Here is a 23,726-nt window from a genome sequence, read left to right on the forward strand (position 1 = left end):
CGCGCGGCACGAGTAACCACAACCGCCCCGCGTACGCCTGCATACCCCTGTGGCCTTGGTCACATGCCTGCCGCAGGTGCCACTTGTCCGTGGACACCACTGGGCCTGGAGCACCCCGGGGCAATAGGTTGGGCGGCTATGAGCGCAATGGAGGAGCTGGACCGTCAGATCGTGGATCTGCTCGTGCGGGACGGGCGGATGAGCTACACCGACCTGGGCAAGGCCACGGGACTGTCCACGTCCGCGGTCCACCAGCGAGTACGCCGTCTGGAGCAGCGCGGGGTCATCCGCGGCTACGCGGCCGTGGTCGACCCCGAGGCCGTCGGGCTGCCCCTGACCGCCTTCATCTCGGCGAAGCCGTTCGACCCGAGCGCACCCGACGACATCGCGGACCGGCTCGCCGGGGTCCCCGAGATCGAGGCCTGCCACAGCGTGGCCGGCGACGAGAACTACATCCTCAAGGTCCGGGTGGCCAGCCCGCTGGAGCTGGAGGACCTGCTGGGCCGCGTCCGCGCCCTGGCGCACGTCTCGACCCGCACCACGGTCGTCCTGTCCACCCCCTACGAAGCCAGGCCGCCCCGCGTGTGAACCACCCCGCCGGGACCCCTCCCGGCGGGCCCGCCCGCACCCTGCGTCCGGCGGCGCCCCGCGGACCCGCGAGACTGGTCCCATGACCGACCGCGCCGCCGCCGCTTCCGCCTCCACGCCGCCCGCCGAACTGCCCACCGTCCTGCTCCGCCGGGGCGAGGTGCACAGTCCCGCCGACCCCTTCGCCACCGCGATGGTCGTCGAACGCGGGCACGTCGCCTGGGTGGGTTCCGAAGGCGCCGCCGACGCCTTCGCGCAGGGTGTCGACGAGGTCGTCGACCTGGACGGCGCGCTCGTCACCCCCGCCTTCACCGACGCCCACGTGCACACCACCGCCACCGGCCTCGCGCTCACCGGCCTCGACCTCACCGGCGCGCGCTCGCTGCCGGACGCGCTGGCGCTCGTACGGGCGTACGCCCTGCGGCGGCCCGCCGACCGGGTGCTCCTCGGGCACGGCTGGGACGCGGCCCGCTGGCCCGAACGGCGCGCCCCGCGCCGGGCCGAGCTGGACGAGGCGACCGGCGGCCGCCCGCTCTACCTCAGCCGGGTCGACGTGCACTCGGCCGTGGTCACCACCGCCCTGCTGGAGCTGGTGCCCGCCGTGCGGCACACCGGGGACGAGCCGCTGACCCGCGAGGACCACCACGCCGTGCGCGCCGCCGCGCTCGCCGCCGTCACGCCGGACCAGCGCGCTGAGGCCCAGCGGGCCGCGCTCGACCGCGCCGCCTCCCTCGGCATCGGATCCGTCCACGAATGCGGCGGCCCCGACATCTCCTCGGCCGAGGACTTCCACGACCTGCTGAACCTCGCGCGCGAACGGCCCGGCCCCCGGGTCTTCGGCTACTGGGCCGACCGCGACCTCGACCTGGCCCGCGACCTCGGCGCGGTCGGCGCCGCCGGCGACCTCTTCGTCGACGGCGCCCTCGGTTCGCACACCGCCTGCCTGCACACCCCGTACGCCGACGCCGCCCACACCGGCACCGGCTACCTCGACGCCGCCGAGGTGGCCGCCCACGTGGCCGCCTGCACCGAGGCCGGGCTCCAGGCCGGCTTCCACGCCATCGGGGACGCCGCGCTCACGGCCGTCGTCGACGGCGTCCGCGCGGCGGCCGGGAAGGTCGGCCTCGCCCGCGTGCGCGCCGCCCGCCACCGGGTCGAGCACGCCGAGATGATGACCCCGGCCACCATCGCCGCCTTCGCCGAACTCGGACTCACCGCCTCCGTGCAGCCCGCCTTCGACGCCGCCTGGGGCGGCGAGGAGGGGATGTACGCCGACCGGCTGGGCGCCGAGCGCGCCCGCACGCTGAACCCCTTCGCCGCGATGCTCAAGGCGGGCGTCCCGCTCGCCTTCGGCTCCGACGCCCCGGTCACCCCGCTCGACCCGTGGGGCACCGTCCGGGCGGCCGCCTTCCACCGGACCCCGGAGCACCGCATCTCCGTACGGGCCGCCTTCACCGCCCACACCCGGGGCGGCTGGCGGGCGCTGGGCCGCGACGACGCGGGGGTGCTCGTACCGGGCGCCCCGGCCGACTACACCCTGTGGCGGACGGACGAGCTGGTGGTGCAGGCCCCCGACGACCGGGTCGCGCGCTGGTCCACCGATCCCCGCTCCGGCACGCCCGGGCTGCCCCGGCTGGACCCCGGCGCCGAACTGCCGGTGTGCCTGGCCACCGTCGTCGGCGGCCGGGAGGTATTCGTACGGCCACAGGGGTGATCCGTCCGGCCTCGGTTCGGCAGTGGCGCCCGGACCCGGATAGGTTCGGCCCGGTCCACCACAGGACGACCGTGCCGGACGGATCCGTCTGCTCAGCGCGCCCGCGCCTCGGGGGCGAGGGAAGGTTTCGCCGGACGGGGGTCCCCCCTGCTCCGAAGGAGCTTGGGGGCGGGTGGCCTGATCGGGGCCCCGGGGTCCAGTAGACAACGGTCACGGCGGCCCGCATCCAGCGGGAGCCCGGCCGGCCCGAAGGATCCCGGGCCCCGATTCTCCGCCGCACCCCCGCCGCTGCTCTAAAATCGGTGCGGCGCCCGGGACGGGGACGTAGCGAAATGGGGACTCTGTGAGTGACGGCGGTGAGCGGCGCCACGGGCCGCTCGGCACGGTGCTGGTGATCATTCCGACCTACGACGAGGCGGAGAACATCGGCCCGATCGTCGCCCGCGTCCGCGCGGCGGTTCCCGCGGCGCACGTCCTGGTGGCGGACGACAACAGCCCCGACGGCACCGGAAAGCTCGCCGATCGGCTCGCCGCCGCCGACGACCAGGTGCACGTCCTGCACCGCAAGGGCAAGGAAGGCCTCGGCGCCGCCTACCTGGCGGGCTTCGCCTGGGGCCTGGAGCGCGGCTACGGCGTCCTCGTCGAGATGGACGCCGACGGCTCCCACCAGCCCGAGGAACTGCCCCGGCTGCTCACCGCCCTCACCGGCGCCGACCTGGTCCTCGGCTCGCGCTGGGTGCCCGGCGGCCGGGTGGTCAACTGGCCGCGGCACCGCCTGCTGCTCTCCCGCGGCGGCTCGACGTACTCCCGGCTGCTGCTGGACGTGCCAATCCGCGACGTCACCGGCGGCTACCGGGCGTTCCGTCGGGAGACGCTGGAGGGGCTGGGCCTGGAGCGGGTCGCCTCGGCCGGGTACTGCTTCCAGGTGGACCTGGCCCGGCGGGCGGTCGGTGCGGGCTTCCGGGTGGTGGAGGTGCCCATCACCTTCGTGGAGCGCGAGTTCGGCGACAGCAAGATGAGCCGGGACATCGTGGTGGAGGCGCTGTGGCGGGTGACCCAGTGGGGCGTCGCGGCCCGCGCCGCGAAGCTGGGGTCGAAGGCGTTCCGTCGGTCCTGATCCACGCGTCCTGACCCGGCGGTCCGGCCCGGACCTCCCCTAGGTGATGTCCGGTACCTCCGGTTGAGGCCGCTTTTACGGGACCCCAGGCACACTGGTGGGTATGACGACCGGCGCTCCCACCTCGACTGCTCCCCGGCGGCGCTCGCCCGCCCGTACCTTCGTTCCCCTGGCGGTGGCCGCCTGGCTCATCCTGGAGATCTGGCTGCTCGGCCTGCTCGCGGGCGCGGGCGGCGGCCTCGCCGTGGCCCTGGCGCTCGCGGGCGGCCTGGTGCTCGGCTCGGTGGTCGTGAAGCGGGCCGGACGGCGCGCCTTCGAGACCCTCGCGCAGACCTTCCAGCAGGCCCAGGCCGGGGTGCGGCCGGCCCCGCGGCAACCCGGTTCGGGCAACGGCCTGGTCATGCTCGGCGGACTGCTGCTGATCCTGCCGGGCCTGCTCTCCGACGTGGCCGGGCTGCTCCTGCTGCTGGCGCCCGTCCGCGCCTGGATCGGCCGCCGCGCGACCGGGTCCCTGGAGCGCCGGATGGCCGCGGCTCCGGCAGGGTCCTTCGGCGATGCCTTCCAGCAGGCCCGGATCCACCAGGGCGACGGCATGGTGGTCCAGGGCGAGGTCATCCGCGAGGACGCGGTGCGACGCCCCGGCCCCGGCCCGGACGCCGGGTACCGCCCGCCGCTGGCCCCCTGAGCGACGTACACCGTCCGGCCCCCGCGCGCCCCGCGGCCGGGCCGGACGGCGAAAGACGAGGGCCCCCGCCACACGGAATGTGGCGGGGGCCCTCGTCTTGTGCGTGTCCGGGTGTCAGGCGGACTTGCGGCTGTCCCGCGGATGCACGGCAATGTTCATGGCGCCGGAACGCAGGACCGCCAGCCTCTCGGCCAGCACTTCCTCCAGCTCCTCGCGGGTGCGTCGCTCCATGAGCATGTCCCAGTGCGTTCGCGCAGGCTTGCCCTTCTTCTCCTCGGGCCCGTCGCCGTCCACCAGAAGTGCCATGGCGCCGCACGCCTTGCACTCCCACTCCGGCGGAATTTCGGCCTCAACCGAGAACGGCATCTCAAAGCGATGTCCGTTCTGGCATGCGTACTCCACCGCCTGGCGCGGGGCCAGATCGATGCCGCGGTCCGTCTCGTAGCTGGTAACCACGAGGCGCGTACCGCGGAGAGCTCGCTCACTCATGAATCGTGCCTCCCGGGCTTGTCGCCCACAGGACAGGTGTCGCTGTCGTCGTCATCAGGTCAACGTCCGGTCGGCGGTATTGATTCCCGCTCCGGGTGGTGCGTCGCCCGTCGTACCGCCCCTTGTTGTACCCACCAGTGCCCGTTTTGTCACATCTGGCAGCAGATGTCACCCAGCGTCTCTTTTTATCGAGTACGCAGTAACGGTCCGCCTGGCAGGCCAAAGGCGTACACTACCGGCCCTTCGCTTCAACGTCTAAATTTGTTCGGAACTCGTTCGCCAGCTCGGCTGCCCGGCCCACTCAGATCCTCTCGGGAACAGGATTCCCCGCCGCCTCCACCGCGCGCCGCACCGGCACCCGGGCGAGCAGCACGAATCCCAGTGCGAAGAAGACCACCAGCGAGATGATCGCATCGCGATAACTGCCCGTGAGCTGGTACGTCAGGCCGAAGACGAGGGGTCCCACCCAGCTCAGGCCGCGGTCGCTCATCTCGTACGCGGAGAAGTACTCGGCCTCCTTGCCCGCCGGTACGAGGTGCGAGAACAGCGAGCGCGAGAGCGCCTGGCTGCCGCCCAGCACCAGCCCGATCATGGACGCGAGTGCGAAGAACCACACCGGCGTCCGGGCCGGCAGGAAGTACCCGGCGGCCAGGGTGAGCCCCCACGCGGCCAGCGAACCGAGGATCGTCCGCTTGGCGCCATGCGTTCGGGCCAGACGGCCCATCCCCAGCGCGCCGACCACCGCGAGCACCTGGACCAGCAGCACCGCCACGATCAGCGTGGACTGCTCCAGCTCCAGCTCCTCCGAACCGTAGATCGAGGCCTGCGAGATCACCGTCTGCACGCCGTCGTTGTAGACGAGGTACGCGAGCAGGAACGAGAGCGTCAGCGGATACCGCCGCATGTCCTTGAGCGTCGCGATCAGCTGCCGCCAGCCGCTGACCGGCGCACCCGCGCCGGGCTCGCGCACCACCGTCCGGTCCCGCAGCCGGCGCAGCGGGATGATCGCGAAGGCGCCCCACCACAGACCGGCCGACGCCAGGCAGACGCGCACCGCCATGCTCTCGGAGAGGCCGAAGGAGTCGTGGCCCTGGAACAGGACCAGGTTCAGGACGAGGACGAAGGCGCCCGAGGTGTAGCCGAAGGCCCAGCCCCGCGAGGACACCGTGTCCCGCTCGTCCGGGGCGGCGATCTGCGGCAGGTAGGCGTTGTAGAGCACCATCGAGACCGCCAGCGAGGCGTTCGCGACGACCAGCAGCAGCCCGCCCAGCAGATAGCGGTCACCGCCCAGGAAGAACATCCCGGCGGTCGCCGCCGCACCCGTGTACGCCGCCGCCGCGAGCAGCGGCTTCTTGCGGCCGCCGCGGTCCGCGACCGCGCCCACCAGCGGCATGATCAGGACGGCCACGATCACCGAGGCCGACACGGCGTACGCGAAGAACGACCCGGCTCGCACGGGGATCCCCAGCGGGTGCACGTAGCCTTCGGCGTCCGCGGCGGCCTTCGCCACCGCCGTCAGGTACGGCCCGAGGAACACGGTGAGCACGCTGGTCGAGTACACCGAGCAGGCGAAGTCGTAGAAGTACCAGCCGTGCTGCTCCCGCTTGCGCGCGGCGGCCGTCGCCGCGGCCTTCCCGGCGCCGGCCCCGTCGCCTCTACCGCTGCCGCCGTCGCCGTCCCCCGCGCCGGGTTCCGTTTCCGCTGTGGTCCGCGCACTCATCAGTGCCCCCTCGCTGGTCCCCGTACCGCACGGCCCGCCGCGTGCCCCGCAGCGGCGTGCGGGCCTGTCAGGCCCAGGCCCCGCGGCGCTCCAGCACCGTGCGCAAGATGTCGATCCGGTCGGTCATGATGCCATCGACACCCAGGTCCAGAAGAGACTCCATGCGTTCCGGTTCGTTCACGGTCCACACGTGCACCTGGAGCCCCCGCGCGTGCGCGGTCTCCACGAAGCGCCGGTCGACCACGCGGATGCCCGACTGGACCTCCGGAACCTGCGCCGCCACCGCGCCCACGCGCAGCGCCGCAGGGATGGCGTACGAGCGCAGCCGCAGCCCCACCACGCCGCGCACCCCGTACGAGGTGGCCAGCCGGGGCCCCGCCAGCCGCTGCGCCCGGGCCACGCGTCCCTCCGAGAACGAACCGACGCACACCCGGTGCCACGCCCCCGTGCGGGAGATCAGGTCGACCAGGGGCAGGAGCGCGGCCTCGGCCTTGACGTCGATGTTCCAGCGGGCCCGCGGGAACTCCTCCAGCAGCTCCTCGAACAGCGGCAGCGGCTCGCTCCCGGCCACCCGGGCCGCGCGCACCGCGCTCCACGGCAGCGCGCCGATCCGGCCGCGGGCGTCGGTCACCCGGTCCAGGGTCGCGTCGTGGAAGGCGACGAGCCGCCCGTCGGCGGTGGCGTGGACATCGGTCTCGAAGTACCGGTACCCCGCCGCGGCCGCGCGGCGGAAGGCGGCCGCGGTGTTCTCCAGCCCGTCCGCGGCCCCGCCGCGGTGCGCGAAGGGAAGCGGAGCCGGGTGGTCCAGGTAGGGGTGCCGAAGGCGTACGTGGGTCACGGCCGCAGTATGCCCCGGCCGGGGCGCGTCCGCCTCGGGCGGGCCGGGGTGGTGGGCCCGGCGGGTCCCGCGGCCGCCGTGCTGGCCGCCGTGGCCCCCGCCATGGCACCCTGAGCCCGCAGGACCAAGCCAATCCCGGCCGCGGCAGCGCCGCTCCGGGGCCAATCCTTCGGAAGTGGACCGGACAGCATGGCCCAGTGGACCTCCGCGGTGGGCGCCGCACAGCTCGCCCGGCTGATCACCTCCCAGCAGCCGCAGCCCGCGGCGGCGGGCACGCGCAAGCCCCCCGCCTACCGCTCCCTGGCCGACGGGATCCGGCTGCTCGTCCTGGAGGGCCGCGTGCCGGTCGCGGCCCGGCTGCCCGCCGAGCGCGAGCTGGCCGTCTCCCTCTCGCTGAGCCGCACCACGGTCGCCGCCGCCTACGAGGCCCTGCGGGGCGAGGGGTTCCTGGAGTCCCGGCGAGGCGCCGGCAGCTGGACCTCCGTACCGGCCGGGAACCCGCTGCCCGCCCGCGGCCTGGAACCGCTGCCGCCCGAGGCGCTCGGTTCGATGATCGACCTCGGTTGCGCGGCCCTCCCGGCGCCCGAACCCTGGCTGACCAAGGCCGTCCAGGGGGCCCTGGAGGAGCTGCCGCCGTACGCGCACACCCACGGGGACTACCCGGCGGGGCTGCCCGCGCTGCGCCGGATGCTCGCCGACCGCTACACCGAACGCGGCATCCCGACCATGCCCGAGCAGATCATGGTCACCACCGGGGCGATGGGCGCGATCGACGCCATCTGCAGCCTCTTCGCGGGCCGCGGCGAGCGGATCGCGGTGGAATCGCCCTCCTACGCCAACATCCTCCAGCTCATGCGCGCCGCCGGGGTCCGCCTGGTGCCCGTCGCGATGGCGGGCGGGCCCGGCGGCTGGGACATGGCGACCTGGCGCCAGGTGCTCCGTGACGCCGCGCCCCGCCTGGCGTACGTCGTCGCCGACTTCCACAACCCCACCGGCGCGCTGGCCTCCGAGGAGCAGCGCCGCCAGATGGTCGAGGCGGCCCGTTCGGCCGGGACGGTCCTGGTCGTGGACGAGACCATGGCCGAGCTGCGGCTGGACGCGGACCTGGAGATGCCGCGCCCGGTCTGCTCCTTCGACCCCGCCGGCAGCACCGTCGTCACGGTGGGCTCCGCGAGCAAGGCGTTCTGGGCGGGCATGCGGATCGGCTGGGTCCGGGCCGCCCCGGACGTGATCCGCAGCCTGGTCGCCGCCCGTGCGTACGCCGACCTCGGCACCCCCGTGCTGGAGCAGCTCGCGGTGAACTGGCTGATGCGCACGGGGGGCTGGGAGGAGGCGGTGGAGATCCGCCGCACCCAGGCCCGGGAGAACCGGGACGCGCTGGTCGCGGCCGTGCGCCGGGAGCTGCCGGACTGGGAGTTCGTGGTGCCGGGCGGCGGGCTGACGCTGTGGGCCCGCGCGGGCGGGCTGTCCGGGTCCCGGCTGGCCGAGGTGGGGGAGCGGGTCGGCGTCCGGGTGCCCTCGGGCCCGCGGTTCGGGGTCGACGGGGCCTTCGAGGGGTACGTACGGCTGCCGTTCACGGTCGGCGGCCCGCTGGCCGACGAGGCCGCGTCCCGGCTCGCGGCCGCCGCCCGCCTGGTCGGCACGGGCGCGGGGGGCGGCGGGGCGGAACCCCCGCGCACGTTCGTCGCGTAGCACCGGGGCGGCCGCGGCGGGGCGGGCGGGCCCTTCCTGCGGCCGCCCGCCCCTTCACGGTGGCCGGGTCCGCGCGGGGGCCGGGACTTCCCACGGCCGCGCCGGGCCGCGCGCGGCGGCCGGCCCGGCAGGGTGCCCGGGCTTCCTCACGGCGCGTCCGCCGCGACCTCCGGGATCTCCGAGGCGTCGATCGAGGAGCCCTGGGCCGGTGCCCGGTCCGGGCGCGGCGGCTTCGACAGGGTGGCGTGCGCCCGCTCGGGCAGCAGCTCGCGCACGGCCCGGCAGTGCGCCGGGTGCGCCGCGTCGTCGTAGGGGTCCGGGGTCGCCGGCACCTGGAGCCGGTGGACCGGCCCCGAGCCGAGGCGGGCGTAACCGCGCCCGGGCGGGACCTGTGCGGGAGGGGTGGTGTGCGGGGGGACCCCCAGCACCTCGGCGATCTGCTGGATCCCGGCGGGCCCGAGCGCCACCCGGGCCCGGGTGTGCTGCCACACGGCGTCGCCGAGCAGCTCCAGGTGGTCGAACTGCTCGGCCACCACCACCGTGACGTGCACGGCCCGCCCGTGCCGCAGCGGGACCTGGAGCAGCGCCAGCGGATCGGCGCGCCCCTCGGCCGCCGCGAGGTGGCCGAGCACGCTGGGCCGGTCGAGCAGGATCCACAGCGGACGCCGGACGTCCTCGGGCGCGGGCTGTCCCGCCTCGCGGGCCCGGTGCCCGGCGATCAGCCGCCGCTCGGTCTCCCGGGCGGCCCACTCCAGGATCCCGAGCGCCCCGGCGGGCCCGCTCTCCACGGCGAGCACGCCCGCGCGCCCGCAGAGGCAGGCGTACTCGCCGCTGCCGCCGCCCTCCACGACCAGGACGTCGCCGTCGTGCCGCAGCGCCTGCAGGGCGATGGAGCGCAGCAGGGTGGAGGTGCCGCTGCCGGGCTGGCCGACGGCGAGCAGGTGGGGTTCGGTGGAGCGGGGACCGGTCCGCCAGATCACCGGCGGCGCGTCCCGCGTCTCCTCGCCGTCGGCCACCGGCAGGGTGCGCTGCACGGAGGCCGCGTCCGTGAAGCCGAGGACCGTCTCGCCGGGCATGGTCACGAAGGGCTGGGCGGCGATGCCGGTGGCCAGCGCCGCCAGCACGCTCAGGTCGAGCTGGTTGCCCTCCTCGTCCCAGTCGAACAGGTACTCCCGGCCGCGCCCGGACTTGGCGTGCAAGAGGGACTCGATCCGGGCGCGCGAGGCGGCCTCGCCGTCGGTGAAGTAGGCCGGGTAGCGGATCCGCAGCCGGGTGAGGCGGCCCGCGTCGTCGAAGGAGTAGTCGCTGAAGGCCTTGTCCCACTCGCCGCCGTGGGCGAAGAGCGGAGCGGGGTCCTCCGGGATGGAGAAGTACGGGACGAGGGCCTCGTAGAGGGCGGCGAGGCGCTCGGTCTCCGCCTCGCCGGGTCCGGTCCGCACGGGGGTGCGGTCCCGCCCGTGCCAGGCCGCCGCCGCCATGAGGGTGATCAGGGCGAGCAGCGGCCCGTACGGCACGAGCGCGACCACGAGCAGGCAGGCCGCCCCCAGGAACAGCGCGGGACCACGCTTGTCCTTGGGGGTGGAGGCCCACCGGCGCCGTCCCGCCGCGGCCAGGACACCGATGCCCCGGCCGATGGTCAGCAGCGGATGGAGGACGTCCGTGGCGTTGTCGGCGGCCGTGCGAGCGAGGTCGCGGCCCCGGCTCAGCGAGGCGTTGCCGCTGATGAGGATGCGGGGAAGTGGGCGCCGGGCCACGGGCGTCTCCTGGATCTGTCGTGCTGCTGCCGTACGGGCGGGGTGTGGGGGCGGTCAGAGCTTGATGCCGCCGAGGAGGCTCGCGAGGCTGGCCGTACTGGCCGTGATGCTCGGAGCGATGGCCGATCCGGCGAGGAAGAAGCCGAACAGCGAGCAGACGAACGCGTGCGACAGCTTCATCCCGTCCTTCTTGAAGAAGAGGAAGCAGATGATGCCGAGCAGGACGACACCTGAGATGGACAGGACCATGAGTTGCTCTCCAGACTCTCCTGGTGGGGGCAGGGGTGGTGGGGCAGGGGACAGTCACCATCAGTTGTGCCAGGCTCACAGCAAGTATCAATGCGATAAAAGGTGCAGATGGGTGATTCCTGTAATTTTTCACCGATCCGGCCCAGTCGCCGCCGTCCCGGTCCCGCCCCGGCGGCGCGGGACTTCCCGCTCCGGCCCCGCTCCGGTACCGCTCCCGCCCCGGGGGTGATCTTTGCCTCGGTCCTGCCCCGTCATGTCCGGGCGCGGGCAGTACTCTGTCGATTCACCCGTACGGACGTAGTGCCGTGCGTTCCCCTGCCCGCCCGGCCTGGGGAAACTTCACGCCAGGCAGCGAACGAGAGGCGGTACGACCCGATGAGCGAGCACGCCGAGAACGGCCACCCGGACGTCCCCGAGGTTCCCGACGAGGACGTCATCGAGCTGGCCACCAAGATCTTCGACCTCGCCCGCCAGGGCGACACCGAGACGCTCACCGCGTACCTCGACGCGGGCGTCCCGGCGAACCTCACGAACGACCGGGGCGACACCCTGGTCATGCTCGCCGCCTACCACGGCCACGCGGAGGCCGTCACGGCCCTGCTGGCCCGCGGCGCCGAGGGCGACCGCGCCAACGACCGCGGCCAGACCCCGCTCGCCGGCGCCGTCTTCAAGGGCGAGGAGCCGGTCATCCGCGCCCTGCTCGCCGGGGGAGCCGACCCGAACGCGGGCACGCCGTCGGCCGTCGACACCGCGCGCATGTTCGGGAAGGCCGACTTGCTCGAACTCTTCGGAGCCAAGTAGTCCGTTTCTGCGGGGGCGTGGATCCCGGGTTGGTCACGGCGGCCTTAAATGTGGTCGCGGTGCACAAACCGCCTGGGTCATCATGGCGACGGATTCGATTCGCGCACCGGCGGACGGGCAGGAACGGGCAGGACAAGACAGGTCCCCGCCCGGTCCGGCCGCCGGACCGGGCGCACCGAGAGAGTGAGAAGGCAATGGTCTACATCGAGCGGAACAAGACGGCGAACGTCCTCACATGCTGTTACGCGGCCCTGTGAATCCCGATTCCCGGTCGCGTCCCCAGCTTGATTTGAGGCCCTTGCCATGTTCGAACCAGTCATAGCGCCGAGCGGGACCCTGCTCGGTCTCCTCCAGCGCGGCCGCGGTGACGGCACGCTGCACGCGCTCGCCGCACCCCGGGCGGAGGCCCTCGCGGCCCTCAACCAGTGCGTACTGCGCGATCCGCGCCAGGACTGGCAGGTCGAGAACCGCTCCCTGTACTACGCCCGCCTGTACCTGGACCTCAGCGGTCCCCTCGGCGAGATCGAGGCGCACCTCTTCGGCGCCGAAGACCTCCTCGACGACAGCGACAGCCGCACCGGCCTCGCCCTGTCCGTCCTCGGCCACCTGGCCTCGTACGGCCGCGACGACGCGCTGATGCTGCTGCGCCGCTACGCCGCGAGCGGATCGAACTGGGCCTGGGCCCTGGACGAACTCGCGCTGCGCGACGACGACGCGGGGCTGCGCGCCCTGGCCCGGCCGGTCCTGGCCCGCTTCCCCGACACCGCCGAGGGCGGGGCGCGGCTGGCCGCCGCGGTCCGCGACGCGTACGAACCGCGCCCGTGGCGCCTGTGGGAGGAGGGGGCCGAGTTCGGCGAGCGGCTGCGCGCCGCCCGCCAGCAGGGCTCCTTCGACCGCTGGCAGCGCCAGCTCACCCCGTCCGGGCCCCGCCCCGGCTGGGGCGTCCAGGCCGTCTTCGACTGGGCCGAGGACGGGCTGCGCCGCGGTACGCCGCTGCACGTGCCCGCGGCCCGCTGCCTGGCCGCCGTGGCGACCCCCGAGGACCGGCCGGCAATCCTGGCCGCCGCCGCGGGCGCGTCCGGCGAGGCCGCCCGGGCCACCGCGCTGCACCACCTGGTCCTGGCCGAGCCGGACAACCCGGCCGTCCTCGACCTGATCGAAGCCGCGGGGGACGAACCCGCCGTGGCCGCCTACGAGCGCATGTGCGGTCCCGCCGCCGTCGACCGGGCCCGCGGCTGGGTCCACCGCCCCGACGCCCTGGGCGCGGCCGCGGCGGCCCTCCTCGCGGCCCGTGGCGGAGCCGAGGACGCGGGGCTGGTGCTCGGGGCGCTGCGTACGACGGTCCGCGCGGCCGGGCCCGACACCGTCCGGCTCTTCCCCCTTGTCGACGGCGCGGGACGGCTCGCGATCGGCTGCGCCGCGCCCGTACTGCGGCACATCTACCGCGAGACGGCCTCTTCCCACCTGCGGGGGCGCGCCGCACGCGCCCTGGCCAGCACCGACCCCTCCTTCGCGGCGGGCTTCGCGGTCGAGTGCCTCTGGGACTGCGAGGAGACCACCCGCGAGGTGGCCGCCCACCACGCCGAAACGGCCGACGCCCGCGTCGCCCCCCGCCTGCGCCGCCTGGCGGCGGACCCGGCGGAAGAGGAAGACGTCCAGTCCGCCGTCCGCAACCGCATCACCCCGGAGTCCGCGGTGTAACCGCCCCTGCTTGCGCGCGAGGCCCGAGCCCGGCGCGGTGGGCAGGGCCCGGGGCCTCGGCCCGTCCCACCGCGGACGGCACATCGAGCCCGCCCGGCGTTCGAGGGCCCGCCGGAGGCGCGTGCGGCGGGGCGCGAGGGTCCCGGCCGCGCTGGGTCGCTGTGTGTGCTGCGTGACCCCACCGCCGGGAATTCTCGGCCTGCCCGGTGTTTGAGGGCCCGCCCGAGGCACATAGGCCGACGGAGGCCGTCAGGCTCGTGACGCGCAGCCCCGGGCCGGGCGTGGCGGCACGTTCAGCCGCCCGGCGTTTGAGGGCCCGCCGGAGGCACGGCGGCCGTCAGGGTTGGAGCGAGCACCCTTGAGCCGGCACCTCCAGCCCGCCCGGCGTTTGAGGGCACGGCGGCGCGGAGCCGCCGGCGCAGGAGATGACCGGGCCCCGCGCCGGGGTACGAGTGCACCCACGGCCAGGCGATGCAGGCGGCGGCACGGCCGGGGGCCCGCCCGGCCGGGGCGGCGCCGGGCGCCGGGGCCACCGCGCCGCCCCCTCACCCCCGTGGAACGAACCGCACCGGCACCCCCGGCCGAGCCTGCGCAGCCCCGTACAGCGCCGCCCCCGGCACCACCCCCAGCACCGGATAGCCCCCCGTGACCGGATGGTCGGCCAGGAACACCACCGGCAGCCCGTCCGGCGGCACCTGCACCGCCCCCCGCACCATGCCCTCGCTCGGCAGCTCACCGCCCCGCGCCCGCACCAGCGGCGGACCGCCCTCGGTGCGCAGCCCGATCCTGTTGCCCGCCGAGGAGACCCGGTAGCGCGTCCGCCCCAGCGCGGCCACCGACGCACCGGTGAACCAGTCGTGCCGTGGCCCCAGGAGCACCGGCAGCACCAGCTCCACCGGCGGCGCGGGCAGCCGCGAGCCGTCCGCCCCGCGGACCGGCCCCCCGGGCGCCCCCACCGGCAGCACCGTGCCCCGGCCCAGGACCGCCGGCCCGAGCCCCGACAGCAGGTCGGTGGAGCGGCTGCCCAGGACCGCGGGGACCGCGAAGCCGCCCCGCACGGCGACGTAGCTCCGCACCCCGCACACCGCGGCCCCGACCTCCAGCACCGCCCCGGCCGCGAGCCGCACCGGCGCGCCCCAGGCCGCCGGGCGCCCGGCCGCCCGTACCGCACAGGGCGCTCCCGTGACCGCCACCGTCACCGGGGCGAGCGCGCGCAGCGCGACCCCGTCGAGCGTGGTCTCCAGGGTCGCGGCGCCGGCCGGGTTGCCCAGGAGGCGGTTGGCGAGGGCGTGCGCGGGGGTGTCGAGTGCGCCGGAGTGCGGAACACCGAGGTGCGCGTACCCGGGGCGCCCCAGGTCCTGGAGGGTGGTCAGCGCCCCGGCCCGCACCACTTCGAGGCCGGGCACGGGGGACGCACCGTCGCCCTCCGCGCCGTCGCCCTCCGCGGGGCCGCCGTCCGGCCGGGTCACGCGCCCACCTCCACGAACCGGACCCGCACGCCCGGCGCGAACAGCGCGGCCGGCTCGCGCGCCGGGTCCCACAGCACCGCGTCGGTGGACCCGATCAGCTGCCAGCCGCCGGGGGAGGAGCGCGGGTACACGCCCGCGTACTCGCCCGCCAGTGCGAGCGAGCCCGCCGGGACGGCCGTACGGGGGCTGGCGCGGCGGGGCGGATGGAAGCGTTCCGGAAGCCCGGTCAGGTAGCCGAAACCGGGCGCGAAACCGCAGAAGGCCACCCGGAACTCCGTCCCGCCCACGATCTCGGCCACCCGCGCGGCCGGTACGTCCCACAGCGCGGCCACCTCGGCCAGGTCCGGCCCGTCGTAGCGCACCGGCACCCGCACCAGCGGTCCCTCGGCGCCCGCGAGCGGCGGCACCCGCAGGCCGCGGATCCGGGCGGCGAGCGCGCCGGGCTCCCGCACCCCGTCGAGCAGCACGGTCCGCGCGGCGGGCACGATCTCCCGTACGCCGCCCAGCTCGCCCGCGGCGCGGCGGCGCAGCAGCTCCGCGTGCAGCGCGGCCACCTCCGCCGCCGAATCCACCTCGCACAGCAACGCCGCGTCCCCCGCACGCAGCACCCGAACCCCCTCCCCGGAGACCCCGGGCTGCCCATGGGACCCGGACCCGCTTGCGGACTCGGACTCGGACCCGCCCCCGCCCCCCGCACCCCCGCCGCCGCTCACGCGAAGGCCTCCACCCGGATCCCGGCCCCGCTCAGGGCCTCCCGCACCCGCAGCGCCAGGTCCGCCGCGCCGGGGGTGTCGCCGTGCAGGCACAGCGACCGGGCCGCCACCGGCACCCGGGAGCCGTCGACGGCCGTCACCGCGCCCCCGGAGGCCAGCGCGAGGGCCTGGGCCACCACCGCTCCGGGGGTCCCCAGCACCGCGTTCGGGCGGTCGCGCGGCACCAGCGTCCCGCCGGGCGCGTACGCCCGGTCCGCGAAGGCCTCCGGCACGGCGGACAGCCCCGCCTCCGCGGCGGCCGCCAGCAGCAGCGACCCGGGCAGGCCGAGCACCGGCAGGTCCGCCCCGGGCCCCGCCGAGAGCCGGACGCCCGCGACCACCGCGGCCGCCTGCGCCGCGTCGTGCACGGTCCGGTTGTAGAGGGCGCCGTGCGGTTTAACGTACGACACCCGCGACCCCGCGGCCCGCGCGAACACCTCCAGCGCCCCGATCTGGTAGGCCACCTCGGCCGCCAGCTCCCGCGGCGGCACCTCCATGGCCCGCCGCCCGAAGCCCGCCAGATCGCGGTAGGACACCTGTGCCCCGATCCGCACCCCGCGCTCGGCGGCCAGCTCGCAGACCCGCCGCATGATGGACGGGTCCCCGGCGTGGAAACCGCAGGCGACGTTGGCGCTCGTCACCACCGTCAGCAGCGCCTCGTCGTCGGTGAGGGTCCAGCGGCCGAACCCCTCGCCCAGATCGGCGTTGAGGTCGATGACGGGTCCGGACGCGTCCGGCGCGGGCCCGGAGGAGGTGTGCGCGGATGTGATCATGGATGCCATGCGGCGAGCGTAGAACAGCGGCGCCCGCGGGTCCGGCGGACGATCCGGCCGAACCATGCCGTTTGGGATGTTGTCCGTGTCAGCGCCTAGTCTTTCCGTCGTGACTTTCCCAGCCCCGGCGAAGACCCATCCGTCCCCGGCGTCGGGCCCGGCCGCCGACGAGGGCCTGGCCAGACGCCTGCGCGCGCTCGCCTGCACCGCGCCGCTGCACGACCTCGACGTGCGCAAGGCCAACCTCGCCGGCGAGTACGGCGGCTACGCCATGGCCGAGATCGCGCTCTCCGCGATCGACCTGGTCACGCTCAACATGGACTTCGACACGGGCGCGGACCACGAGCAGATAGTGGCCAGGCTGCTGCCCCGCGTCGCCGCCCAGGCACCCGCCCGCCCCGCCGCCGAGCACGAGCGGGTGGCCCGCTGGGTCCTGGAGAACCTGATCAACGTCGGCAGCGTCGACCGTGGCTTCCGCGCGATCTACGGCACCTTCGGCCCGGACGGCGTCTACGTCCGCCGCGACTACGACTTCAAGCTCATCGAGGAAGTCCCCGGCTACGGCGGAGCGGTCTACCTGCGCACCACCGACGAGGCCGTCAACGTCCTCGTCGGCGCCCTCGACACCGACGTCACCAGCGCCCAGATCGCCGCCGAGGTGAAGCTGGAGGTGCTGATCAGCCGGGGACGGCTCGCCGACGCCCAACTCGCGGCGGAGCAGGCCCGCTACCGCACCGTGCAGTACGCCGAGACGCTGCGCCGGACCCTCGACGCGACCCGGCGCAACGTGCGCGCCGTGGACTGGCTCCAGGCCGTCCCGGACATGATCGCGGAGGCGCTGGAGCACGTCGCCGACCGCTACCGGCACGAGAACGCGATCCTCACCAACATCCGCAAGGCCCGCGACGAGGCCGAGGAGCCGGAGAACAAGCGGCGCGCCGCCGAACTGGTCGACATCGTCAAGGACTGCATCCGCCGCCACACCCAGCTCCAGTCCCGGCTGCTCGACGCCGGACCGCTCTTCCGCGCGGAACAGGACCGTCAGGCCTTCGCCGCGCCCGCGCCCCGCACCGGCATCGACCTGTACGGGCAGCTCGTCGCCCCCGTGCTGCCGCTGCCCGTGTCCGAGGCGTGCCGGGTCACCGACGCGTTCTTCGCCGCCGGGACCGGGCTGCGCACCCCCGTCTCGGTACGGGTCGCCGACCTCGTCGAGATCCTGCTGACCCCGCCGGTCGAGCGCGAGCACCTCGGCGTGGAGATGCCCGAGCCGGACCTGATCGCCACCCCCGACGACAGCCGGTTCAGCGAGGAGCAGCTCGCCGTCGCCATGCGGCTGCTGGACCTCCCGCACGACGCCCCGCGCCGACTGTCCGGCCTGCTGGCCGAGGCCCGGCGCCGCGATCCGGACCTGCCGTACCTGGTCGCGCTGCTCGCCGTGCACGCGGCGAGCCCGGCGGTCGGCACGGCGTACCGGCAGGGCGAGGAGCGGCTCCTCTTCGCGGTGGACGACGGCACGGAACTGGACGACCCGGAATTCGGCGGCGCCGACCTCATCGTCGGTACGGCCCTGCTCGACGCGGCCGCCATGACCGCGGCCCGCGCGGAAGCCGCATGACCCGGCCTCCGCACCGGGTCCCCCCGCCCCCGGCCGGCGCGGCCGCCCCGCCGTCGCCCCCACCGGGCGCGGGCGCCCGTACCGCACCCGGCGCCGGGTGCCCCGGCACCGCCACCCCGACAGCCCGCGCCGAGCGCATCCGCACCGCCCCCGAGGAGACGTACCCGTGAGCGACCACCACGCCGAGCACCCCGCGTGGAGCGAGCCCGACGCGGCGGGGGCCCCGGCCCACGCCCTGGCCGGCGCACCCGTCACCCCGGCCGACGCCGCCGACGCGGCACGGCTCGTCGCCTTCGGGCTCCAGCCCAAGCTGCTGCCCGCCCGCGACGCCGAATACGCAGAACTCCTGCGCCGCTACCGCGAGGACCCCGCCTTCGGGCGGCTCGCCGACGCCGTCGCCACCGGCCTCGGCCTGGTCGTCCTGGAGGTCTCCACCCGCGCCGGGATGGCCGTCGCCGCGGGCGAGGACTCCGTCTTCGCCGTCCGCATGGGCGACTACGCCCGCCGCACCACCGCCGACTCCGCCGACCGGTTCCTGCACGGCCTCGCCCACCTCGCCGTCGCCGCCCTCGCCTTCCCCCGGCCCGAGGACCTCGCCGACGACGGCTACATCGGCCGGGTCACGGTCAACGGCGTGGACGCCTTCGTCCGCCAGACCTGCCGCCGCCTGGAGGAGCGCGCCGAGGAGCAGGGCGAGAACACCGACCCCGCCACCGACGCCCCCGGCCTGGAGGCCGCCTGGCGGGTCTACGCCCGGCGCAGCGCCACCGGGGCCACCAAGGACGCCCGCCGCCTCGCCGGTTCCACCACCGGCATCGTCGGCAAGGCCGCCGCCTTCCTCACCGAGTCCGGCTTCCTCCAGCGCACCGGCGACGACGCCGGAGGCACCTACCGGACCACCCCCCGCTACCAGCTCCAGGTCCGCGACATGGCCGGCAGCGCCGCGATGGCCGAACTCCTCGACCTGGGCGTGGTCGCCGTCAGCGACGGCTCCGCCACCCTGCTGCCGCCCCCCGAGGGCGACGACCTGGAACTGGCCGCCGACGCGGGCCTGCCCTTCCACACCTGAGCCCCGCCGGGCCCGCCCGCCCCCCGCCGGGGCGCCCGCCGCGCCGACCCCGCCACCACCCGCCCTCCGCACCCAGCCCCCACGAGAGTCCGCCATGTACGAGCTGTCCCGGATCCGCCTCTACTCCATCGGACCCGCCGGTGCGCGCTACGCCGACACCGTGCTGGACCTGCGCGGAGTCGGCGAGCCGGTGCCCCACCCGGCGCCCACCCAGGCGGAGTTCTTCCAGGACGAGCCGGCGGGCCCGCCGCGGCGCCCCGCGCCCGCCGGAGTGCTGTTCCTGGAGAACGGCGGCGGCAAGTCCGTCCTGCTCAAGCTGATCTTCTCGGTGATGCTGCCCGGACACCGCAACACCCTCGGCGGGGCCAGCTCCGGCGTCCTGCGCAAGTTCCTGCTCGCCGACGACTGCGGACACGTCGCCCTGGAGTGGCAGCACACCCGCACCGGCGAGTGCGTCGTCGTCGGCAAGGTCAGCGAATGGCGCGGCCGGCAGGTCTCCAACGACCCGCGCAAGTTCGCCGAGGCCTGGTACTCCTTCCGCCCCGGCCCCGGACTGAGCCTGGACAACCTCCCGGTCGCCGAATCGACCGCCGTGCGCCCCGTCGTCGAGGGCGTTTCCGGCGCGCAGGGCCGCCGCCGCACCATGAAGGGCTTCCGCGACGCGCTCACCGAGGCGGGCAAGGCCTACCCGCACCTGGAGGTCTCCTGGGAGGAGATCCACGATCGCTGGAACGAACACCTCACCGACCTCGGTCTCGACCCCGAACTCTTCCGCTACCAGCGCGAGATGAACGCGGACGAGGGCGAGGCGGCCGGGCTCTTCGCGGTCAAGAAGGACTCCGACTTCACCGACCTGCTGCTGCGCGCCGTCACCGACACCCGCGACACCGACGGCCTCGCCGACCTGGTCCACGGCTTCGGCAACAAGCTCGGCCGGCGCGCCGAGCTGATGGCCGAACGGGACTTCACCGCCGGCTCGGTCGACCTCCTCGGCCGGATCGTGGACGCCACCGCGGCCCGCGCCCGCGCCCGCGACGTCCACGTCGGCGCGGAACGCCGTACGCGCACCCTCGCCCGGCGGCTGTCCGCCCGCGCCACCGAGGAGCGCGGCCGCGCCGCAGACCTCGCCCAGCGGGTCACCGACGCCGCCCACCAGGTCACCGCCGCCGAATCCGCCCGCGACCGCAGCGCCGCCATCGCCGCCGAACTCGCCTACCGGCACGCCTCGCTGGCCCTCGCCGTCGCCGACAAGGCGGCCACCGCCCAGCGCCGCGAACTCCTCGAGGCCCGCACCCTGCACGCCGCCTGGCAGGCCGCCGAGTCCGTCCTGCGCCACCGCGCCGCCGCCGACCGTTCCGCGCGCGTCGCCGCCGCCATCCTCGAAGCCGAGCGGGACGCGGCGCCGGCGCTGGCCGCCCGCGCCACCGCCGCCGCCGCGCTCGTACGGGCCCTGCACACCGCCGCCGAAGCGGGCGAGGAGGTCGCCAACGAGGGCGAGGAGCGCTCCGCCGCGCTCCAGGAGCTCGGCGAGAGCGCCCACCGCGACGCGACCGCCGCCGCCACCGCCGCCCAGCGCGCCCGCAGCGAGGCCGAACACCTGCGCGCCCGGCTCGCCGAGGTCGAGCAGGAGACCGCCGAAGCCGTCCGCGCGGGCTGGCTCGACGACTCCGCGCCCGACGCCGACCCGGCCCGCGCCGCGCTGGCCGCGAGCGACGCCGAGAAGAGCGCCGTGGCCGCCTGGGACGAGGCCCGCGAAGCCGCCCGCGCCACCACCGACGCCGCCCGCGAGGCGGCCGCCGCCCAGTCCCGCGCCGAACTCACCGCCGCCCGCGCGGCCGACGCCGCCGACGCGGCCGAGGCCGCCCACGCCGCCGAGCACCGCGCCGCCGCCTCGCTGGCCGCCGCCCCCCGCCTCGCCGACCTGCTGGGCCTCCCGGCCGCGCCCGGTGCGGACACCACCGACCCGGCCCCCGGCCTCACCCCCGAAGACCTCGACCGGGGTGCGGACGAGCTGCGCGACCTCCTCGACACGAACGTCGCCACCGCCGAGCGCCAGCTCTTCGACCTGCGCACCGCCGCCGCCGACGACGCCCGCATCCTCGGCGCCCTCGGTGACGGCGGCCTGCTGCCGCCCGGCCCGGACGTCCTGGCCACCGTCGAGTACCTCGGCGAACACGGCATCCCGGCCCTCCCCGGCTGGCGCTACCTCGCCCAGGCCGTCGACCCGGCCGACCACGCCGCCGTCCTCGCCGCCCGCCCCGAACTCGTCGACGGCGTGGTCATCACCGACCCCGACACCCACAGCCGGGCCCGCGAGGTGCTCACCGCCGCCGCGCTGCTGCCCCGCTCCGCCGTCGCCGTCGGCACCGCCGCCGCGCTGCTGGCGCCCGTACCGCCCGCCGGACCCGACGCCGACACCGGCGTGTTCCTCGTACCGCCGAACCCGGCCATGCACGACGAACACGCCGCCGACGAGGAACGCCGGGCGCTGCGCGCCCGCGCCACCGCCCGCGACACCGAGATCCGCGACCTCGCGGCCCGCCTCGGCGCGGACCGCGCCCTCGCCGCCCGGCTCGCCTCCTGGCGCACCGGCTGCCCTCCCGGACGCCTCGCCGAACTGGCCGCGCAGGCCGCGGCCGCCCGTACGTTCGCCGAGGAAGCCGAAGCCGAACTGGCCGAGGCCCGCACCGCCCGCGCCGAAGCCGACGAGAGCGCCACCGACGCCGCCCGGATCCGCGAGGAGCGCCAGGACGCCGCCCAGCGCGCCCGCCGCGCCGCCGACGCCCTCGCCGGGCTCGCCCACCGGCTGCGCGAGCGGGCCGGCTGGCAGCTCCGGCTGCGCGAACTCGCCGACGAGGCCGCCGAGTCCGAGGCCCGCGCCGAGGCCTGCCTCGACCGCGCCCGGTCCGCCGACGAGGACCGCCGCGCCGCGCAGCGCGCCGCCGACGACGCCCGCCGCACCGCCCGCGCGCTGCGCGCCGAACGCGCCGAGATCGCCGGCGCCTCCGAACACCCGACCGTCGACGAGGACGCGGCCCGCAGGCCGCTGCCCGACCTGCGCGAGGCCTACCGGGCCGCCTCCCAGCTGTACGAGAAGGTCGGCGTCGGCGCCGACCTGCGCGCCGAACAGGCCCGCGCCGAAAGCGACGAGAGCGCCGCCCTCGCCGACGTCGACCGGCTCAGCAACAAGGTCCGCACCCGCGCCGCCCAGCTCCTCGAAGGCACCGACGGCTCCGACGGCCCCTCCCGCCAGGCGGCCGCCGCCCGCGCGGAATCCCTCGTCCAGATGCTGGAGACCCGCGCCTCCACGGCCAGCGAGCAGCTCGGCCGGCTGCGCGGCGAAGCCGAACGGCACGCGCCCGCCGAGGGGACCGCGCACGCCGAACTCCCCGAGGAACTCGTCCCGGTCGACGCCGAAGGCGCCCAGGCCCTGCTGCGCACCGCCACCGCCCGGCTCGCCGCCCACAGCTCCGACGTCGAGCGCGCCCGGGCCGCCCACGCCGACCTGCTGCGCTCCCAGCGCGCGGCCGAGGACGGCGCGGGCGGCTTCGAGGAGACCGCCGCCCTGCTGCGGGACCTGATGCGCGACCAGAGCCCGCACGAGGAGGCCGACGAGCAGGGCTCCGGCGCGTTCCCGGGAAGCCTGGAGGAGGCCCGCCAGAGCGCCACCGAGGCCCGCCGCTCCCTGCGGGGCTTCGCGGGCGACCTCTCGGCCGCCGAAGCCGCGGTCCGCGAGGCGAGCGACATCCTGGTCCGGCACGCCAACTCCACCCGCTACGAGGCCGTACGCACCCCCGCCCGCCAGCAAATCCGCGAACTCCCGGCCGCCTCGCTGCCCGAGCACGCGGCCTCCTGGGCCACCGCCTTCGCCCCGCGGCTGCGCGTCCTGACCGACGAACTGGAGCAGCTGGAGCGCAACCGCGACAGCATCGTGGACCGGCTGCGCGGACTGGTTGAATCCGCCCTGGCCACGCTCCGCTCGGCCCAGCGGCTCTCCCAGCTCCCCGAGGGACTGGGGGAGTGGTCGGGGCAGGAGTTCCTGCGCATCCGCTTCGAGGAACCCGACCAGGCCACCCTCGCGGAGCGGCTCGGCGAGGTCATCGACGAGGCCACCCGCGCGGCCGTCAAGAAGAACAGCGCGGCCTCCTTCGGCGAGGGCCGCCGCGACGGCATGTCCCTGCTGCTGCGCGGGGTCCAGGCCGCGCTGGAGCCCAAGGGCATCGCGGTGGAGATCCTCAAGCCCGACGCCGTGCTGCGCGCCGAACGCGTACCGGTCGGCCAGATGGGCGATGTGTTCTCCGGCGGCCAGCTGCTCACCGCCGCCATCGCCCTCTACTGCACGATGGCCGCCCTGCGCAGCAACGACCGCGGCCGGGACAGGCAGCGCCACGCGGGCACGCTGTTCCTCGACAACCCCATCGGGCGCGCGAACGCCACGTACCTGCTGGAACTCCAGCGCGCCGTGTCGGACGCCCTCGGGGTCCAGCTGCTGTACACGACGGGCCTGTTCGACACCACGGCCCTCGCGGAGTTCCCACTGGTCATCCGGCTGCGCAACGACGCCGACCTGCGGGCCGGGCTGAAGTACATCAGCGTCGAGGAGCACCTGCGCCCGGGCCTGCCGCAGCAGCGGCCCGAAGGCGAGCCGATCCACGGCGAGATCACGGCGACCCGGATGTACCGCCGCAGCTGAGGGCGGG

General features: G+C 75.8%; 18 protein-coding genes. 10 read left to right on the forward strand and 8 right to left on the reverse strand.

Going from position 1 to position 23,726, the window contains the following annotated elements:
* Window positions 1-147 precede the first annotated feature (147 nt).
* From ABZY31_RS17445 to fxsA, 4 genes are all read left to right on the forward strand, one after another.
* Entirely contained in the window at window positions 148-588 is a 441-nt protein-coding gene (locus ABZY31_RS17445; protein ID WP_356411007.1) for an Lrp/AsnC family transcriptional regulator, read from the forward strand.
* 82 nt (window positions 589-670) lie between these two features.
* Complete coding sequence (locus ABZY31_RS17450) at window positions 671-2,302, forward strand: amidohydrolase (protein WP_356410919.1); 1,632 nt, start codon at window positions 671-673, stop codon at window positions 2,300-2,302.
* A gap of 343 nt (window positions 2,303-2,645) precedes the next feature.
* A complete protein-coding gene (locus ABZY31_RS17455; protein WP_356410921.1) occupies window positions 2,646-3,419 on the forward strand; it encodes a polyprenol monophosphomannose synthase in 774 nt (257 codons plus the stop codon).
* A gap of 103 nt (window positions 3,420-3,522) precedes the next feature.
* Window positions 3,523-4,104: an FxsA family membrane protein gene (gene fxsA, locus ABZY31_RS17460; protein WP_356410924.1), complete on the forward strand. Its 582-nt coding sequence runs from the start codon at window positions 3,523-3,525 to the stop codon at window positions 4,102-4,104.
* A 114-nt stretch (window positions 4,105-4,218) separates the two neighbouring features.
* Here the strand turns inward: fxsA and ABZY31_RS17465 are convergent, their stop codons facing one another.
* The 3 genes from ABZY31_RS17465 to ABZY31_RS17475 form a co-directional block, all read right to left on the reverse strand.
* The gene (locus tag ABZY31_RS17465) at window positions 4,219-4,593 is read right to left on the reverse strand and encodes an RNA polymerase-binding protein RbpA (RefSeq protein ID WP_007262928.1); all 375 of its coding nucleotides are present in this window, start codon (window positions 4,591-4,593) and stop codon (window positions 4,219-4,221) included.
* A gap of 301 nt (window positions 4,594-4,894) precedes the next feature.
* The gene (locus ABZY31_RS17470; protein ID WP_356410927.1) at window positions 4,895-6,313 is read right to left on the reverse strand and encodes an MFS transporter; all 1,419 of its coding nucleotides are present in this window, start codon (window positions 6,311-6,313) and stop codon (window positions 4,895-4,897) included.
* Between the two features lie 67 nt (window positions 6,314-6,380).
* Entirely contained in the window at window positions 6,381-7,151 is a 771-nt protein-coding gene (locus tag ABZY31_RS17475; RefSeq protein WP_356410930.1) for a glycerophosphodiester phosphodiesterase family protein, read from the reverse strand.
* Window positions 7,152-7,340: 189 nt separating this feature from the next.
* Between ABZY31_RS17475 and ABZY31_RS17480 the strand changes: the two genes are divergently transcribed.
* Window positions 7,341-8,843 (forward strand): PLP-dependent aminotransferase family protein, encoded by a 1,503-nt coding sequence (locus ABZY31_RS17480; RefSeq protein WP_356410933.1) that lies wholly within the window; start codon window positions 7,341-7,343, stop codon window positions 8,841-8,843.
* Window positions 8,844-8,989: 146 nt separating this feature from the next.
* On the opposite strand, the gene ABZY31_RS17485 is transcribed toward ABZY31_RS17480, so the two are convergent.
* Both ABZY31_RS17485 and ABZY31_RS17490 read right to left on the reverse strand, forming a co-directional pair.
* Complete coding sequence (locus ABZY31_RS17485; protein ID WP_356410936.1) at window positions 8,990-10,597, reverse strand: hypothetical protein; 1,608 nt, start codon at window positions 10,595-10,597, stop codon at window positions 8,990-8,992.
* Between the two features lie 54 nt (window positions 10,598-10,651).
* Complete coding sequence (locus ABZY31_RS17490) at window positions 10,652-10,846, reverse strand: hypothetical protein (RefSeq protein ID WP_030706611.1); 195 nt, start codon at window positions 10,844-10,846, stop codon at window positions 10,652-10,654.
* Between the two features lie 375 nt (window positions 10,847-11,221).
* On the opposite strand from ABZY31_RS17490, the gene ABZY31_RS17495 reads away from it, so the two are divergent.
* Together ABZY31_RS17495 and ABZY31_RS17500 are read left to right on the forward strand one after the other, a co-directional pair.
* The gene (locus ABZY31_RS17495; RefSeq protein WP_356410939.1) at window positions 11,222-11,647 is read left to right on the forward strand and encodes an ankyrin repeat domain-containing protein; all 426 of its coding nucleotides are present in this window, start codon (window positions 11,222-11,224) and stop codon (window positions 11,645-11,647) included.
* A gap of 303 nt (window positions 11,648-11,950) precedes the next feature.
* Window positions 11,951-13,348 (forward strand): HEAT repeat domain-containing protein, encoded by a 1,398-nt coding sequence (locus ABZY31_RS17500; RefSeq protein ID WP_356410942.1) that lies wholly within the window; start codon window positions 11,951-11,953, stop codon window positions 13,346-13,348.
* 545 nt (window positions 13,349-13,893) lie between these two features.
* Here ABZY31_RS17500 and ABZY31_RS17505 read toward each other — a convergent pair.
* From ABZY31_RS17505 to ABZY31_RS17515, 3 genes are all read right to left on the reverse strand, one after another.
* Window positions 13,894-14,754 (reverse strand): biotin-dependent carboxyltransferase family protein, encoded by an 861-nt coding sequence (locus ABZY31_RS17505; protein ID WP_356411010.1) that lies wholly within the window; start codon window positions 14,752-14,754, stop codon window positions 13,894-13,896.
* A 59-nt stretch (window positions 14,755-14,813) separates the two neighbouring features.
* On the reverse strand, window positions 14,814-15,425 hold the full coding sequence (locus ABZY31_RS17510) for an allophanate hydrolase subunit 1 (protein WP_356410945.1): 612 nt from the start codon (window positions 15,423-15,425) through the stop codon (window positions 14,814-14,816).
* A gap of 101 nt (window positions 15,426-15,526) precedes the next feature.
* Window positions 15,527-16,342: a 5-oxoprolinase subunit PxpA gene (locus ABZY31_RS17515; RefSeq protein ID WP_356411013.1), complete on the reverse strand. Its 816-nt coding sequence runs from the start codon at window positions 16,340-16,342 to the stop codon at window positions 15,527-15,529.
* Window positions 16,343-16,418: 76 nt separating this feature from the next.
* Between ABZY31_RS17515 and ABZY31_RS17520 the strand changes: the two genes are divergently transcribed.
* The 3 genes from ABZY31_RS17520 (at window position 16,419) to ABZY31_RS17530 (ending at window position 23,719) form a co-directional block, all read left to right on the forward strand.
* Window positions 16,419-17,957 carry a hypothetical protein gene (locus ABZY31_RS17520; RefSeq protein ID WP_356410947.1) on the forward strand — a complete coding sequence of 513 codons (1,539 nt, stop codon included), beginning with the start codon at window positions 16,419-16,421 and terminating at the stop codon, window positions 17,955-17,957.
* Window positions 17,958-18,123: 166 nt separating this feature from the next.
* Window positions 18,124-19,026 carry a hypothetical protein gene (locus ABZY31_RS17525; RefSeq protein WP_356410950.1) on the forward strand — a complete coding sequence of 301 codons (903 nt, stop codon included), beginning with the start codon at window positions 18,124-18,126 and terminating at the stop codon, window positions 19,024-19,026.
* A gap of 94 nt (window positions 19,027-19,120) precedes the next feature.
* Window positions 19,121-23,719 carry a hypothetical protein gene (locus tag ABZY31_RS17530; RefSeq protein WP_356410953.1) on the forward strand — a complete coding sequence of 1,533 codons (4,599 nt, stop codon included), beginning with the start codon at window positions 19,121-19,123 and terminating at the stop codon, window positions 23,717-23,719.
* Window positions 23,720-23,726: the final 7 nt, after the last annotated feature.

Source organism: Streptomyces sp. NPDC006529 (genome assembly GCF_040611795.1).
In the GTDB taxonomy this organism is placed as follows: Bacteria; Actinomycetota; Actinomycetes; order Streptomycetales; family Streptomycetaceae; genus Streptomyces.

What these genes read in the sequence shown, in the direction of transcription:
- ABZY31_RS17445 (WP_356411007.1), top strand. Translation starts at nt 148, where the DNA reads ATGGAGGAGCTGGACCGTCAGATCGTGGATCTGCTCGTGCGGGACGGG.
- ABZY31_RS17450 (WP_356410919.1), top strand. Translation starts at nt 671, where the DNA reads ATGACCGACCGCGCCGCCGCCGCTTCCGCCTCCACGCCGCCCGCCGAA.
- fxsA (WP_356410924.1), top strand. Translation starts at nt 3,523, where the DNA reads ATGACGACCGGCGCTCCCACCTCGACTGCTCCCCGGCGGCGCTCGCCC.
- ABZY31_RS17465 (WP_007262928.1), bottom strand. Translation starts at nt 4,593, where the DNA reads ATGAGTGAGCGAGCTCTCCGCGGTACGCGCCTCGTGGTTACCAGCTAC.
- ABZY31_RS17470 (WP_356410927.1), bottom strand. Translation starts at nt 6,313, where the DNA reads ATGAGTGCGCGGACCACAGCGGAAACGGAACCCGGCGCGGGGGACGGC.
- ABZY31_RS17480 (WP_356410933.1), top strand. Translation starts at nt 7,341, where the DNA reads ATGGCCCAGTGGACCTCCGCGGTGGGCGCCGCACAGCTCGCCCGGCTG.
- ABZY31_RS17490 (WP_030706611.1), bottom strand. Translation starts at nt 10,846, where the DNA reads ATGGTCCTGTCCATCTCAGGTGTCGTCCTGCTCGGCATCATCTGCTTC.
- ABZY31_RS17495 (WP_356410939.1), top strand. Translation starts at nt 11,222, where the DNA reads ATGAGCGAGCACGCCGAGAACGGCCACCCGGACGTCCCCGAGGTTCCC.
- ABZY31_RS17500 (WP_356410942.1), top strand. Translation starts at nt 11,951, where the DNA reads ATGTTCGAACCAGTCATAGCGCCGAGCGGGACCCTGCTCGGTCTCCTC.
- ABZY31_RS17515 (WP_356411013.1), bottom strand. Translation starts at nt 16,342, where the DNA reads ATGATCACATCCGCGCACACCTCCTCCGGGCCCGCGCCGGACGCGTCC.
- ABZY31_RS17520 (WP_356410947.1), top strand. Translation starts at nt 16,419, where the DNA reads ATGTTGTCCGTGTCAGCGCCTAGTCTTTCCGTCGTGACTTTCCCAGCC.
- ABZY31_RS17530 (WP_356410953.1), top strand. Translation starts at nt 19,121, where the DNA reads ATGTACGAGCTGTCCCGGATCCGCCTCTACTCCATCGGACCCGCCGGT.